This window comes from Streptomyces sp. WMMB 322 (assembly GCF_900090145.1).
Classification (GTDB): domain Bacteria; phylum Actinomycetota; class Actinomycetes; order Streptomycetales; family Streptomycetaceae; genus Streptomyces.
The window spans coordinates 156,913-170,818 of sequence record NZ_FMHI01000004.1 but is presented as its reverse complement, the minus strand read 5'-3'; the positions used below and the strand labels follow the sequence as shown (position 1 = coordinate 170,818).

Here is a 13,906-nt window from a genome sequence, read left to right as displayed (position 1 = left end):
CGTGCAGCACTCCGCAGCCACTCGGGATGCTTCCGGCGGAAATAGGTCCCCTGCTGTGACCTGGAATGTGCCGCGCATCTTCGCCGGGTGCCGCGCCCGGCTGCGTGCACGTGGCGCAACAGCTCCCGTCCGCGCGTGTGTTGGCGTCGTCCCCGGCACCTCCTGGGCGGCATGGCGGCGATGTTCACTGCTCGCGCAGGTTCCGGGCGGAGGGCCGGAGCGGGAGCCGCCCGTCAGGGCTCGAGCCGCGGGCCGGCCCGCGTATCCGTGCCGCCCGGCCCGTCGGAGACGGCCGCCTGCTCCGGGCCCGCACGCGCCGCCTCACGCGCCGCCTCCTGCGCCGTCGTCACCAGCGACTCCAGCCTGTCGCTGTGAGCGCCGCGCCAGAAGAGGCGTGAGCAGGAGCGGCAGCGCATGAACGTCTCGTACGTACGCCGGGTGCCCGGCCGGAGCAGCGCGGCGATCTCGGCCTTCGCGACCGGCGCCAGCGTGCCGTTGCAGGCCATGCAGCGCGTCCACGGCTCCAGAGCGGGCGCGAACCGGTCCAGGACGTCGAGGAGTTGGTCGTCGGGCCGGGCGCCCCGCACATACGCGCCGAGCCACAGAGCCCTGCGGAGCAGCAGTCCGCGGTCCTGTGTGAGCAGCACCCGCCGCTCGGCGTTGGCCTGGGCGAGCAGCGCGTCGTCGGAACTGTCGTTGCCGTAGGCGGTGTCCAGCCCGACGAGCCGCAGGCGCCTTGCCAGCGCGCCCAGATGCACATCGAGGACGAAGCGCGGCGGAGTCGGTGCGGGAACCGGCTGCGGCCGCGCAGCAGCTGCGACGTCGGCGACCTCTTCGTCGCGCGGGCGGTAGGAGGGGGAGACCCGGCGGGCGGCGGCATCACCCGGTCCGCGCACCGTCAGCTCTCCCACCTCCGTCAGCGGAACGCCCAGCGACTGGACGACGTGGCCGAGCGTCGACGTCCCGTCGTGGGACAGGCTCGCCGCACCGGATCCGCGGTGGCGCGCGGCGAGGAAGAAGCGCAGGCCGTCGTCGAAGCGGAGCCGGATGTGCGCCGGTGTCACGGGCCGCCGGAGGGCGTGTCGGTGGGAGCGGACCCGGCCGGCGGCGTCGGACGGACCTCGAAGGCGGTCAGCCCCTGCGGCTCCTCCTCGAATTCCTCGGCCTTCTCCACACGGGCGGTCGGCGGGCCCTCCCGCGCCCAGTCCACGAGTTGCTCCACGACACCCGTCTCGCCTTCGAAGGCGGCCTCGACCCTGCCGTCGGGGAGGTTGCGGACCCAGCCGAAGACGCCCTGGGCCTCGGCCGTCGCGCGGCAGGAGTCGCGGAAGAAGACGCCCTGCACGTCGCCTGAGACGATCACGCGCTTGCGGTACATCGGCCGGACACCTCCGGAGGGTCATGGCGTCGACGCCGGTGGATCACTCACCCAGGATAGGGACAAGGCGGGCGGGTGCTCCAGCGGAGAACCGGCGCGGGCGGGCCCGCCCGCGCCGTCGGACACCGCAGCCCGGCGCGTCCCCGCCCCGCTTCTCCCGGCGGCGCCCGCAGCAGCCCGGCCCGGCCCGCTCCCCGGCCTCCCGCTCCCCCTCCGCCCCGGCCCCCGTCGCGGTCCCGCTCCGCGTCGCCGCCCCCGTGTCCCGTCTCCTGCGGTGCGCGTGCCTTCGTGGATGCGCGCCCAGCGCCGCGCGCGTCAGGATGAGGACGTGCGACTCGAAGCGATCACCTGGGAGCGGCTCACGCAGCAGCTCGCCGACCACCTCGCCGACCACCTCGCCGACCACCTCGCCGGTCGTTCCGCGCAGCGTGGCGCCGGTTCGCAGGACGCTTCGGAGGGCGTCCCGGGGGCGCGGGACGGCAGCGCGTGGCGTCGCGTCGCCGTCGACGGCGCCCCGCCCGCGCGGCCCGGCGCGCTCGCCGGCCGGCTCGCCGAGGCCTTGCGTCTGCGTGGCCTGCCGGCGCTCGTCATCGACGCCGACAGCTTCCTGCGGGCGGACTCCCTGCGCTTCGAGTTCGGCAAGCAGGACCCGGACGCGTACTACGACCTGTGGCACGACACCGGGGCCCTGTGGCGTGAGGTCTTCGGCCCCCTCGACCCCGGCGGTGACGGCCGCGTCCTGCCCGACCTCCGGGCCCCGTCGGCCGACCGGCCCACCCGCAGTCCCCGTGTCCAACTGCCCCCGGGCGGCGTGATGCTGCTGCACGGGCCGTTTCTCCTCGGGAGGTGGTTCCCCTTCGACCTGTCGGTGCATCTGGGACTCTCCGGGGCGGCCCTGGAGCGGCAGACACCGGCCGGTGAGCGCTGGAGACTGCCGGCCTTCGCCCGCTACGAGGAGGAGGTGGCACCGGCGGACACCGCGGACGTCTTCGTACGCGCCGACAAGCCGGAGCATCCCGCGTGGAGCGGTCCGCCGCGCAACAGCGGTGAACCGCCCGGCTGACGTTCCCGGTCCCGCGGCTCAGCCGTCGCTCACGACAGCGGCGAAGCGGCGCGTGAGCGTGTGCCAGACCGTCCTGGCCGCGGGCTCGTCCCGTTCGGCCGCGAGGACCAACTCCTCACGGTCGAAGCCCTGTTCGCGAAGTGCCTCCGCGTCCCAGCCGCGGATGTGGTGCGGCGTCGCCTCGGGATGGAACTGCAGGCCCCACGCGCGGTCCCCGACGCGGAAGGCCTGCACGGGACAGCGCTCGCTGCTCGCGAGCAGCTGGGCGTCCCGCGGGAGCGCGGTGATCGCGTCGACACGGTGCTCGACGGCCTTCAGGCGCGGCGGCAGCCCGTGGAAGAGCGCATCGTCCGACGCCTCGGGCAGCAGCGTCAGTTCGGTGCTCCCCGACTCCGGCAGTCCGTGCCGCGCCCGTACCGTGCCGCCGGCGACGTGCGCGAGCAGCTGCGCGCCCAGGCAGATGCCGAGCACCGGAACGTCCTTCTTGAGTGCCTGCCGGGCCAGCCCGCGGACGGCGGCGAGCCAGGGGGCACTGCCGTCCGCGTCGGGCATGTAACCGCCGCCGAGCACGAGAAGGCCGTGATGACCCGAGAGGTCCCGCGGCAACTGCCCGCCGTCGTAGGCGTGCACGACGTCCAGTGCCAGTCCTTCTTCGCCGAGCCAGTCGCCGATCCGCCCCGGCCCTCCGGCCGGAGTGTTCTGCACCACGAGAACTCTCCTCATCCCGCCCCGCCTTCCCTCGTCGTGCCCCGTTCCTGGACGGAGATAGGTTCCCGGCATGAGCCATTCAAACAACGACGTCCGCGAGACCGCACCCGGTGCGCCCGCTGCATCCGACGCCCCGGGCAGGAGCGGCCCCACGGCGACCGAAGAGGTGGAGCCCGCGGAGACCGGGGCCGTACGCACCGCTTACCACCCGGACCCCGACGGTGATCCGGACCCCGGCGAGATCGTCTGGACGTGGGTGCCCTACGAGGAGGACGACGGCAGGGGCAAGGACCGTCCCGTGTTGATCGTGGCCCGGGAGCCTCAAGGCACGCTGCTCGGCGTCCAGTTGACCTCGCGGGAGCAGCACGGGCGTCCCGGCTGGCTCCCGCTCGGCGCCGGCCCGTGGGACCGCAGCGGACGCGACTCGTGGGTGAGTACGGAGCGGGTGCTGCGGGTGCACCCGGACGGGATGCGGCGCGAGGCGTGTGCGCTGGACCGGGCGAGGTTCAACCGTGTCGTGCACCGTCTGCAGCAGATATACGGGTGGCGCTGAGCGGGCCCCTCGCCGTCGGCCGGGAGCAGCCATCCGGACTCCGCATCCGCCGCGGTGCAGGGGCGGCGCGGTGCGCCCGTCCAACGGCCGTGACGGGCTTGCCGGAATGGGACGCGCGCGTGAGCGCAGGAACATAACATGAGCCCCCCGTACATGTGTTCATCATGTGACGGCCTTGTGGCGATCGACTCACGCTTCCTTCCTGATGGGGATGACGGGCGATGTTCCGAACCGCTGCCGCGCAGCCGGAGGTTCTCACCTACGGACCGGTCACGCCGTTACTGGCGTACGGCATGGCCTGCGTCGGCAGCGCGGTCGGACTCAGATGCGCCCTGCGGGCCCCCATGGCCGATTGCCGAAGGGGAGCAGGGTGGTTGGCCCTCGGATCCGTGGCCATCGGAATCGGCATCTTCACCATGCACGTCGTGGCGATGATCGGCTTCAGCGTGGGCGAGGCCGAGATCGGCTACGACACGCTGACGACGTACACGAGTCTCCTCGTCGCCGTCGGGATCTCGGCCGTTGCGCTCTTCCTGGTCTCCTTGCGCCGGTACGCCTGGCTCGCGGTGCTCGGCGGCGGCCTGGCCCTCGGGCTGGGCGTCGCCTCCTCGCACTACGTGGGCATGATGGGGATGCGCGTCGCCGGTGCGGTCCGCTACGACCAGAGGCTCATGCTGATCTCGGCAGCCGTCGCCGTCGTCGTGAGCGCCGCGGCCCTGCTGTGCGCCAGGCGGGTGCGGCACATGGGCGCCTCGCTCGCGGCAGCGCTCATCATGGGGCTGGGCTTCGTCGCGATGCACTACACCGGCATGGCGGGAATGACGGTGAGCCTCTACAGCGACGCCGGCGCGGTGGGCAGCTCCTCGCTGGGGACCCTCACGCCCTTGCTCATCGGCCCCGTACTTCTGCTGCTGCTCATCGCGCTGTTCGTCAGCCTCGATCCGATGATGGAACGGGACGGCAGGCGCAAGTGGGGAACACGTCCCGGGGAGGGAACGGGCGAGAAGCTGGAATGGATCCCCTTCGAACGCCGCTGAAGACACCGGCGGCAGGGACGGCCCTCACAGCCGGGCAGGGAGACAGGTGGACGCGGTGGCCTCGGACAGCGGAGAGCAGCTGGCGGCGATGCCCGGCGACTGGGAGCGCGCCCTCGCGGTCGTCGCACACCCCGACGACATGGAGTACGGGGCGGCCGCGGCCGTCGCCGAGTGGACCGCGGAGGGCAAGCAGGTCGCCTATCTGATGGTCACGCGGGGCGAAGCCGGCATCGACGGTCTGGAACCCGCCGAGAGCGCACGGGTGCGCGAGGCCGAACAGCTCGCGAGTGCAGGCAAAGTAGGCGTCGCCTCCGTCGAGTTCCTCGACCACAGGGACGGCGTCATCGAAGAAGGCGTGCCACTGCGGCGGGACATCGCGGCCGCAGTGCGCAAGTGGCGGCCGGAGCTCCTCCTCACGATCAACCACCGGGAGACCTGGGGCGGCACCGCCTGGAACACCCCCGATCACCGCGCCGTGGGCCGCGCCGTCCTGGATGCGGCCGGCGACGCCGGAAACCGCTGGATCTTTCCCGAGCAGCTGGAGTCCGGAGGAGTGGGGCCCTGGAGCGGAGTGCGGTGGGTGGCGGTGGGCGGGTCGCCGGAGCCGACGCACGCCGTCGCCGTGGGAGACGTGGCCGTGGAGCGCGCAGTGGCTTCACTGGCCGAGCATCGCGCGTACATCGCGGCGCTCAGCGACGAACCCGTCGAGAGCTACGCGCGTTCCTTCACCGAGTGGATCGCCGGGCTGGCCGCGGAGCGGTTCGGCGGGCGCCGGTGCGTCACTTTCGAGCTGTATCCGCGCTGACGTCCGCGGCGTCGGGCGCCCTTCCGCCCGTGGTCTCGCGGCGTGCCAGACCCGCCAGCGTCATGAACAGGACCGGCACCAGCAGCACCGCCGCGAACGTGTTGAGCCATCCGTAGCCGGCCGTCGAGACGACGAGCCCCGCCAGGGCGCCGCCGGCCCCCGCGGCCGCGTTCATGATCAGGTCGGACAGGCCCTGGACGGCGGCGCGAGCCCGCTGCGGCACCGAATCGGTCAGCAGCGCCGACCCGGAGACGAGCCCCGCGGACCAGCCCAGACCCAGCAGGAACAGGCCCAGGCCCGACTGGGTGTGGTGGCCGTCCGCGGTGCCCGCGAGCGACGCCGCGCAGGTGAGCAACGCGACGGAGAGCACGATGACCGGCAGCCGGCCGAAGCGGTCCGCCAGCCAGCCCATCAGCGGCGAGAACGCGTACATGCCGACGATGTGGGCGCTGATGACGAGACCGATCAGCTCGACGTCCGCACCGTGCCGGCCGAGGTCGACCGGTGTCATCACCATGATCGAGACCATCGCCGTGTGCGCCGCCGCGATGGTCACCAGCGCCAGCTTCGCGTTCGCGGAGCCGGCCACTGCGGCGAGGGCGGCGCGCAGCGAACGGCGACCGCCTCCGGCAGTGCCCCTGCGGGCAGCGGGCGGATGAACGCCGGTGCCCCCCTCGGGACCGGTGGCCGCCTCGCCGGAGGAGGCGTCCCGTGACGCGGCGTCCGCCTCGGCGTCGGCGAGAGCCCGGGCGGTGAGCAGCGGGTCGGGACGCAGCAGCAGATGGATCAGGACGGCCGTGACGAGGAAGACCGCCGAGCCCCAGACGAACGCCCCGGCGGTCGCCGGTATGCCCGCACCTGTGACGCTGTCCCCGGCTGGCCCGGCGATGTTGGGGCCGAGGACCGCTCCGACCGTGGTCGCCCATACGACGAAGGAGATGGCGCGGGCACGCTGATCCGGCGCGGCGAGGTCGGCGGCCGCGTAGCGGGCCTGGAGATTGGCACAGCTCGACGCGCCGAAGGCCGTCATGCCCAGGAGCAGGAGCGGGAAGTTGCCGAGCACCGCTCCGGTGACGACCACGGCGCCGCCCGCCGCGCCGATGAGGTACGCCAGGCACAGGCCTGCCCGGCGGCCCCGCGCCGCCATGAGGGAGGCGAGCGGCAGCGACAGCAGTGCGGTCCCGATGACGGCCGACGTCGAGGCCAGCCCGGAGAGCGCCTCCGAGCCGCTGATCTCCTTGGCCAGCACCGCGGCCAGCGTGACGGCGGTCGCCACGCCCAGGCCGCCGAGCATCTGGCTGACCACCAGCACGGCCGCGGTGCGGCGGCGCAGCCGCGCCAGCTGGGCGCCATCGGGGAGCTGGGGGGTGCCGGCGCGGGCGGCGGAGCTGTCAGGTGTGTCCGCGGTGTCGTTGATGTCGGTCACGTCGGGAAGTCTCTCAGCCGGTCGCCCGGGGGCCCAGGGAGTTTCGGGCCCTGCCGGGACGGCCTGACGCAGGCAGCTGCCCTCTTGTGCGCCCGCATCAGAACAGCGGCTCCGGAAGCAGCCCCTCCAGCGCCAGCAGAGTGCGTTTGGTCTCCAGGCCCCCGCCGAAACCGCCCAGGCCGCCGCCCCTTTCCACGACCCGGTGGCACGGCACCACGACCGGCAGCGGGTTCGACCCCATGGCCGTCCCGACGGCGCGGGCCGCACCCGGCTCGCCGACGCGGTCGGCAAGATCCTGATAGCCGGCGGTGGCCCCGTACGGGACGGACGAGAGCAGTTCCCGCAGCACCTTCTGGTTGAAGCCGCCGGAGAGCGACCAGTCCAGCGGCACGGTGAACTCGCGCAGTTCACCGTGGAAGTAGGAGTCCAGCTCCTCGGCGGCGCTCTCCAGGACGCGCCCGCGGGCGGAACCTTGCGCAGCGGCCGCGTCCGACGGTGTCTCCACGTGGACCGGCGGCGCCCCGAGCCTGCCGGTGAGCCGGCCGAGGGCCCGGTCCGCGGTGGCGCCGTCGGCATGGAAGACGACACCGACCAGGCCCTCGTCGGTGGCGGCGAGCAGCAGGGGACCCACAGGGCTGTTCCGCACCGTCCAGATGCAGGCGCGGGTTGCCGCACTCGCCGTTGTCTCAGTCATGAGGGAACCCTAGAGGGCGCCTCTGACACGGCCCGCCTCGCGGGACGGGCGGCGGCAGGAGGTGCTGTGGGGGGTTGAGGGTTCACCGCGGGTGGGGGGCAGGGGGGAAGTACGGCGGAAAGGGAGCGGTGATGCGGGGAGGGGGCAGATGCCCGGCCGCGGGATCGGCGATGAGGGCGCTGTGGGGGGTGGAGGGTGCAAAGACGCCGGCGCGGCCCTCGGACCGGCGGATCAGGTCAGCCGCCCGTCGCTTCCCGCACGACGTCGGGGAAGTTGGTGATGATGCCGTCCACTCCGGCCTTGTCGACGGTGCGCGCGGTCGACGCGTCGTTCACGGTCCAGGTGAAGACCTCCATCCGCTTCCCCAGCGGGCCCTTGCGCGCGTGCACCTCGTCGACGTAGTCCTTCGTCGCCGCCGAGTGCGTCGGGTTGATCTGGTCGGTGAACTTCGCGTACGAGTCCAGCTCCGAGACCTTCGGGTTGCCCAGGAAACCGGTCTTGACTCGGCTGTTGAGGACGTGGGTCGTCCTGACCGAGTTGGCGTTGAAGCTCTGGATGACGAGCCTGCTCTTCGTGTGGGAGCGGTCGAGCCAGCCCTCACTGCGCAGCTCTCTCAGCGTCTGCATCTCGATGCCCGGGTAGAGCTCGGGTGCCTTCAGCTCCAGCAGCAGCTTCTGGCCGCCCTTGGTGACCTGCTTCAGGTACTGCTCCAGCGTGGGTACCTTTTCACCCTTGTAGTCGTCGCTGAACCAGCTTCCCGCGTCCAGGCGGGCGATCTCCTTGGCAGTGAAGTCGGAGACGTTCCACGGCGAGCGGTCCGGGTAGAGCTGCTCGGCGTTCGTGGTGCGGGCCAGCGTGGTGTCGTGCATGACGACGAGTTCGCCGTCCTTGGTGCGCTGTACATCGTTCTCGACCCAGTCGATGCCGAGCTTGTCGGCTTTCCTGACTGCGGCGAGCGTGTTTTCCGGTGCGTAACCGGAAGCTCCGCGGTGGGCGACTGTGGTCGGCGCCCGGTCGCTCGTGCTGTCCTGCCGCGGGGCCGCATGGGCCGGGGACGCGGTGAGGGTGAGGGCGGACATGCCCAGGAGCACGCCGGTGGCGGCGGCTACTGCACGGCGCATCGACATTCGGGAACTCCTCGCGTTCGTGCGAACACTGTCAGCCAGATACTTCCCGTTGTGCGATACACGGAAGCAGAACCGGAGTGGCGCGCGTGTGAACGTGGCGCGACGATCACGATCCGCTGAGTGACGCCGTTGTCAGAGGTGGGTCGTACCGTTGTCTGCATGCGGCCGCAAACCCAGATCGAACGTACGGTGGCGCCCTTCGAGGTCGTCAGCCCCTATCAGCCCAGCGGTGACCAGCCCACCGCCATCGACGAGCTGGCGCGACGCGTCGGCGGTGGCGAGAAGGACGTGGTGCTGCTCGGGGCGACCGGCACCGGAAAGTCGGCCACCACGGCCTGGATGATCGAGAAGCTCCAGCGGCCGACGCTTGTGATGGCACCGAACAAGACCCTCGCCGCCCAGCTGGCGAACGAGTTCCGCGAACTCCTCCCGAACAACGCGGTGGAGTACTTCGTCTCCTATTACGACTACTACCAGCCGGAGGCGTACGTCCCGCAGACGGACACCTACATCGAGAAGGACTCCTCCATCAACGAGGAGGTCGAGCGGCTGCGGCACAGCTCGACCAACTCGCTCCTGACGCGGCGCGACGTGGTCGTCGTCGCCTCCGTCTCGTGCATCTACGGCCTGGGCACCCCCCAGGAGTACGTCGACCGGATGGTGCCGCTCAAGGTCGGGCAGGAAACCGACAGGGACGAACTGCTGCGCCGCTTCGTCGAGGTGCAGTACACACGCAACGACATGTCGTTCACCCGCGGAACCTTCCGTGTCCGTGGCGACACCATCGAGATCTTCCCTGTCTACGAGGAACTGGCCGTCCGCATCGAGATGTTCGGCGACGAGATCGAGGCGCTCTCCACGCTCCACCCCCTCACGGGTGAGGTCATCTCCGACGACGAGCAGCTGTACGTCTTCCCCGCCTCCCACTACGTGGCCGGGCCGGAGCGCATGGAGCGGGCCATCACCGGCATCGAGGCGGAACTGGCGGAGCAGCTGGAGTCGCTGGAGAAGCAGGGGAAGCTGCTGGAGGCGCAGCGCCTGCGGATGCGCACCACGTACGACATCGAGATGATGCGCCAGATCGGCACCTGCTCGGGCATCGAGAACTACTCACGCCACATCGACGGCCGTGACCCGGGAACCGCCCCGCACACGCTGCTGGACTTCTTCCCCGACGACTTCCTCCTCGTCATCGACGAGTCCCACCAGACCGTTCCCCAGATCGGAGCGATGTACGAGGGTGACGCCGCCCGGAAGCGCACCCTGGTGGACCACGGCTTCCGGCTGCCCTCCGCTATCGACAACCGGCCGCTGAAGTGGGAGGAGTTCCTGGAGCGCATCGGCCAGACCGTCTACCTCTCGGCGACTCCGGGCCCGTACGAGCTCTCCCGCGGCGACGGCTACGTCGAGCAGGTGATCCGCCCGACCGGTCTCGTCGACCCGGAGGTCGTGGTCAAGCCGACCGAGGGCCAGATCGACGACCTGGTGCACGAGATCCGCACGCGTGCGGAGAAGAACGAGAGGGTGCTGGTCACCACCCTCACGAAGAAGATGGCGGAGGATCTGACCGAGTACTTCCTCGAGTTGGGCATCCAGGTCCGTTATCTCCACAGCGACGTCGACACGTTGCGCCGTGTCGAGCTGCTGAGGGAGCTGCGCTCCGGGGAGTTCGACGTGCTGGTCGGCATCAACCTGCTGCGTGAGGGCCTGGACCTGCCGGAGGTGTCTCTCGTCGCGATTCTCGACGCGGACAAGGAGGGGTTCCTCCGCTCCGGCACGTCCCTGATCCAGACGATCGGCCGTGCCGCGCGCAACGTCTCCGGCCAGGTGCACATGTACGCGGACAAGGCGACTCCCGCCATGGAGAAGGCCATCGACGAGACGAACCGCCGCCGCGAGAAGCAGATCGCGTACAACAAGGAGCGCGGCATCGACCCCGAGCCGCTGCGCAAGAAGATCGGTGACATCGTCGCGGACATCGCCCGCGAGGACATCGACACCGAGCAGCTGCTCGGCTCCGGATACCGCCAGGAGCAGAAGCAGGGCGACCGCACGGGCAAGGGCAAGGCGCCCGTTCCGGCGAAGTCTGCGAGCCGGAGGGAGCGCGGCGCGGAAGTCCTCACCGACCGTCCCGCGAGCGAACTGGCGGAGACGATCGAGGAGATGACGGAGCGGATGAGGGCCGCGGCGGCGGAGCTCCAGTTCGAGATCGCGGCCCGGCTCCGGGACGAGGTCTCGGAACTGAAGAAGGAACTGCGGCAGATGAGGGAGGCCGGGCTCAAGTAGCGGCGGCCGGCGCCCGGCGCCCGGCACCGGAGAGGCGGGGCCGGAACTGCCGCGTCGCACGTGCATGTTGCAAGAGCGACACAAAGGCGCACGTCCTGACCGGGTGCTTCGCGTGCATGCGTAGGGTCGGAGCGTGACCGCCATCGCGAGCGGGATGGCAGCGGAAAGTCGAGAGGGGTAAGCACGTGTCGGTGAACTTGTCCAAGGGACAGGCCATCAGTCTGCAGAAGAACGACGGAGGCAGCCTGTCGGCAGTGCGGATGGGTCTCGGCTGGAAGGCAGCCCCGCGCCGCGGCCTGTTCGGCAAGCGCAGCAAGGAGATCGACCTCGACGCCTCAGCTGTGCTCTTCGCGGGCACGGAACCCAAGGACGTGGTCTTCTTCCGGCACCTGGTGAGCGACGACGGGTCCGTCAGGCACACCGGCGACAACCTCGTGGGCGGTGCCGGCCAGGGCGGCGACGACGAGGCGATCACGGTCGACCTGCAGCGCGTCCCGGTCCACATCGACCAGATCGTCTTCACGGTCAACTCCTTCACGGGGCAGACCTTCGAAGAGGTGGAGAACGCCTTCTGCCGCCTGGTCGACGAGACCAACGGCGAGGAACTGGCGCGGTACACGCTGACCGGCGGCGGCCAGTACACGGCGCAGATCATGGCCAAGGTGCACCGGCAGGGGAACGGCTGGCAGATGACGGCCCTCGGCGCACCGGCCAACGGGCGTACCTTCCAGGACCTGATGCCCGCGCTGGTGCCCCACCTCTGAGCCCGCAGGGCAGGCAGGAGGCGGCAAGGGAGCGCGGCCGCAGCCGCGGAGGCGGCCGCCCCCGGACGGGAAGACTTGGGGGAGAGCGGATGCCGGCCGAGCTGGTACGGGGACAGAACCATCCCCTGCCCGGAGTCCGCCTGGAGATCCGGGTGTCGGTGGAGCGGCCCGTCATCGCCGGAGCGACGCTGAACGACGAGCACGGCAGGATGCGGGAAGAGACGTGGACGGCTCACCCCGCCCGGCCGCAGCTGCCCGGACTCGAGGTGTCCCGGCAGGCCGCGGCCGAACACCGGCTCGCCGTCGATCTCGGAGCCCTGCCCGACGAAGTGCACCGCGTCAACGTGCTGCTCGCTCTGCCCACGGGGACGGAGGGGCCGTCCCGGTTCGGGGAGTTCGCGCCCCCGTCCGTGACCGTGACCGAACCCGGCGGGCACGGGATCGCGAACTGCACGCTCACCGGGCTCGACGCCGAGTCCGCCGTCCTCGCACTGGAGCTCTACCGCCGCCGGGGCAGCTGGAAGGTGCGCGCCGTCGGGCAGGGCTACTCCGGCGGGCTCTCCGCGATGCTCGCCGACCAAGGATTCGCCCGCGCCCAGGAGTTGGCGGCGACGATCAACGAGGCGGTCGCGACGGGCCGCGCACGGTCCGTCCCTGCGCCTCCGCCCCGGACGGGTGAGGAGCACTCCCGCGAAGCCACCGTCGGCGGTGCGAGGGGAGTCACCGGGCCGGGCGCGGCAGGGGCCGCGCCCGGCGGCCGCATCAGCTACTGGCATCCCGGCCGCGCGGCACCGCCGCCCTCCTCACCGCCGCGCCCCGCCGGGGAATCCTCCCCGGTGTCCACGCCCACCGCCGCCGGCGCCGGCGACGGCCCGTATGCCCCGGTCGCCGGCGACGCCAACGGCTGGAGCATGGACGAGCGGCTCTACAACCAGGTCTGGGACATGTTCGAGGACTTGGCCCGCACGGTCGCCGCCTACCGCTCAGCCGTCGACTTCGCCGAGTCGCGCATGGAGCAGGAACTGGACGAGGTGCTCTCGGACCCGCGGACCCGCGTGGGCCCCGCCGCCGATGCGGCGCGCGACGAGGCACGCTCCAGACAGGCCGGGCTCGTCCAGCAGGCCCGTGCGGTGCTCGACCGCGATCTGCGGCAGCTGTGCGCCGAGGCCGAAGTCGTCGAGCCGGCGCTTCCGCCCGCGTACGCGCGTTGGGACAACCCGGTCTGGCACGACTACCGTCCGCCCGGGCAGACGCCGATGGCGATGCGCCTGGGTGACCTGTGCCTTCCCGAGAGCGCCGGCTTGCGGATCCCGATGCTGGTGCGCCTTCCGCTGGAGCGGGGCCTGTGGATCGACAGTGGCCGAAGCGGACAGGCCGGCTCCTCCGCGGCCGGTCCGGCGGCGGCCTCCCTCCTCGGCCCGGACGAGTTGCGCCGGCTCGCCGCCGAGACCGCCACTGCCATCGCCGCACGCTTCGCGGCGGCCCACCCAGCGGGCCACGTCACGCTCAACGTCATCGACCCGGCCGGCTCGGCATCGGCCGCGCTCGCGCCGCTCGTGGAGAGCGGGGTACTGCAGGGGCGGCCGGCAGCCGGTGCTGCGGGAGTGAGCACGGTGCTGGATGAGCTCACCAGGCGCGTGGACCTGGTGCAGATGGCGGTCCGCAGCCGTGCCGCCGACGCCCTGCCCGCCGAGATCGACATCGCCGAACAGCTCCTCCTCGTCCACGACTTCCCGCACGGGTTCGACGATCGCGCCGTCACGCAGCTGCGCTACCTCGCAGACGAAGGCCCCTCCGCCGGAGTGCATCTGCTGATGGTCGCCGACCCCGAAGACGCCCGCGCCTACGGCCCGGTGCTCTCGCCGCTGTGGAAGGCGCTGCTGCGCATCACACCCGTACCGGACGACCACCTGGCCGACCCGTGGGTCGGTCATCACTGGACGTACGAGCCTCCGCTGGTGCCGCACGGAAGCCAGGTGCTTTCGCAGGTGCTGAGCCGGGTCGCAGCAGCCGCGGGTCGCGCTCGTGAAACGGGCGGCTGACACGGGGTCAGGCTCCTGAAGCC

At 71.6% G+C, this 13,906-nt stretch carries 13 protein-coding genes; 7 read left to right on the top strand and 6 right to left on the bottom strand.

What is annotated here, in order from left to right; all coding sequences use genetic code 11:
* Window positions 1-233 precede the first annotated feature (233 nt).
* On the bottom strand, window positions 234-1,064 hold the full coding sequence (locus H180DRAFT_RS08785) for a Mut7-C RNAse domain-containing protein (RefSeq protein ID WP_055485428.1): 831 nt from the start codon (window positions 1,062-1,064) through the stop codon (window positions 234-236).
* Window positions 1,061-1,378: an acylphosphatase gene (locus H180DRAFT_RS29020; protein WP_175437742.1), complete on the bottom strand. Its 318-nt coding sequence runs from the start codon at window positions 1,376-1,378 to the stop codon at window positions 1,061-1,063. The genes H180DRAFT_RS08785 and H180DRAFT_RS29020 overlap by 4 nt, the downstream gene beginning before the upstream one ends.
* A 328-nt stretch (window positions 1,379-1,706) precedes the next feature.
* Here H180DRAFT_RS29020 and H180DRAFT_RS08775 point away from each other — a divergent pair, with 328 nt between their 5' ends.
* Window positions 1,707-2,441, top strand: a complete 735-nt coding sequence (locus H180DRAFT_RS08775; RefSeq protein WP_055485427.1) for a nucleoside/nucleotide kinase family protein — start codon at window positions 1,707-1,709, stop codon at window positions 2,439-2,441.
* 18 nt (window positions 2,442-2,459) lie between these two features.
* On the opposite strand, the gene H180DRAFT_RS08770 is transcribed toward H180DRAFT_RS08775, so the two are convergent.
* A complete protein-coding gene (locus tag H180DRAFT_RS08770) occupies window positions 2,460-3,164 on the bottom strand; it encodes a type 1 glutamine amidotransferase (protein WP_055485426.1) in 705 nt (234 codons plus the stop codon).
* 55 nt (window positions 3,165-3,219) lie between these two features.
* Here H180DRAFT_RS08770 and H180DRAFT_RS08765 point away from each other — a divergent pair, with 55 nt between their 5' ends.
* From H180DRAFT_RS08765 to H180DRAFT_RS08755, 3 genes are all read left to right on the top strand, one after another.
* Window positions 3,220-3,702: a type II toxin-antitoxin system PemK/MazF family toxin gene (locus H180DRAFT_RS08765; protein WP_055485425.1), complete on the top strand. Its 483-nt coding sequence runs from the start codon at window positions 3,220-3,222 to the stop codon at window positions 3,700-3,702.
* 374 nt (window positions 3,703-4,076) lie between these two features.
* Window positions 4,077-4,739, top strand: a complete 663-nt coding sequence (locus H180DRAFT_RS08760) for an MHYT domain-containing protein (RefSeq protein ID WP_254665935.1) — start codon at window positions 4,077-4,079, stop codon at window positions 4,737-4,739.
* An 88-nt stretch (window positions 4,740-4,827) separates the two neighbouring features.
* Window positions 4,828-5,544: a PIG-L deacetylase family protein gene (locus H180DRAFT_RS08755; protein ID WP_055485619.1), complete on the top strand. Its 717-nt coding sequence runs from the start codon at window positions 4,828-4,830 to the stop codon at window positions 5,542-5,544.
* Here the strand turns inward: H180DRAFT_RS08755 and H180DRAFT_RS08750 are convergent.
* From H180DRAFT_RS08750 to H180DRAFT_RS08740, 3 genes are all read right to left on the bottom strand, one after another.
* The gene (locus H180DRAFT_RS08750; protein WP_055485618.1) at window positions 5,519-6,886 is read right to left on the bottom strand and encodes an MFS transporter; all 1,368 of its coding nucleotides are present in this window, start codon (window positions 6,884-6,886) and stop codon (window positions 5,519-5,521) included. The two genes, H180DRAFT_RS08755 and H180DRAFT_RS08750, sit on opposite strands and share 26 nt — an antisense overlap.
* Window positions 6,887-7,067: 181 nt before the next feature.
* Window positions 7,068-7,664, bottom strand: a complete 597-nt coding sequence (locus tag H180DRAFT_RS08745; RefSeq protein WP_055485423.1) for a methylated-DNA--[protein]-cysteine S-methyltransferase — start codon at window positions 7,662-7,664, stop codon at window positions 7,068-7,070.
* A 236-nt stretch (window positions 7,665-7,900) separates the two neighbouring features.
* Complete coding sequence (locus H180DRAFT_RS08740; RefSeq protein WP_055485422.1) at window positions 7,901-8,791, bottom strand: glycerophosphodiester phosphodiesterase; 891 nt, start codon at window positions 8,789-8,791, stop codon at window positions 7,901-7,903.
* A gap of 159 nt (window positions 8,792-8,950) precedes the next feature.
* Between H180DRAFT_RS08740 and uvrB the strand changes: the two genes are divergently transcribed.
* The 3 genes from uvrB to H180DRAFT_RS08725 all read left to right on the top strand — a co-directional run bounded on the left by uvrB (window position 8,951) and on the right by H180DRAFT_RS08725 (window position 13,883).
* The gene (gene uvrB, locus H180DRAFT_RS08735) at window positions 8,951-11,077 is read left to right on the top strand and encodes an excinuclease ABC subunit UvrB (RefSeq protein ID WP_055485421.1); all 2,127 of its coding nucleotides are present in this window, start codon (window positions 8,951-8,953) and stop codon (window positions 11,075-11,077) included.
* Window positions 11,078-11,262: 185 nt separating this feature from the next.
* Window positions 11,263-11,841, top strand: a complete 579-nt coding sequence (locus H180DRAFT_RS08730; protein ID WP_055485420.1) for a TerD family protein — start codon at window positions 11,263-11,265, stop codon at window positions 11,839-11,841.
* Between the two features lie 89 nt (window positions 11,842-11,930).
* Window positions 11,931-13,883 (top strand): TerD family protein, encoded by a 1,953-nt coding sequence (locus H180DRAFT_RS08725; protein WP_055485419.1) that lies wholly within the window; start codon window positions 11,931-11,933, stop codon window positions 13,881-13,883.
* Window positions 13,884-13,906 lie beyond the last annotated feature (23 nt).

Excerpts from the sequence above, each read along its gene's own strand:
- H180DRAFT_RS29020 (WP_175437742.1), bottom strand. The coding sequence starts at position 1,378 with ATGTACCGCAAGCGCGTGATCGTCTCAGGCGACGTGCAGGGCGTCTTC.
- H180DRAFT_RS08770 (WP_055485426.1), bottom strand. The coding sequence starts at position 3,164 with ATGAGGAGAGTTCTCGTGGTGCAGAACACTCCGGCCGGAGGGCCGGGG.
- H180DRAFT_RS08765 (WP_055485425.1), top strand. The coding sequence starts at position 3,220 with ATGAGCCATTCAAACAACGACGTCCGCGAGACCGCACCCGGTGCGCCC.
- H180DRAFT_RS08755 (WP_055485619.1), top strand. The coding sequence starts at position 4,828 with ATGCCCGGCGACTGGGAGCGCGCCCTCGCGGTCGTCGCACACCCCGAC.
- H180DRAFT_RS08745 (WP_055485423.1), bottom strand. The coding sequence starts at position 7,664 with ATGACTGAGACAACGGCGAGTGCGGCAACCCGCGCCTGCATCTGGACG.
- H180DRAFT_RS08740 (WP_055485422.1), bottom strand. The coding sequence starts at position 8,791 with ATGTCGATGCGCCGTGCAGTAGCCGCCGCCACCGGCGTGCTCCTGGGC.
- uvrB (WP_055485421.1), top strand. The coding sequence starts at position 8,951 with ATGCGGCCGCAAACCCAGATCGAACGTACGGTGGCGCCCTTCGAGGTC.
- H180DRAFT_RS08725 (WP_055485419.1), top strand. The coding sequence starts at position 11,931 with ATGCCGGCCGAGCTGGTACGGGGACAGAACCATCCCCTGCCCGGAGTC.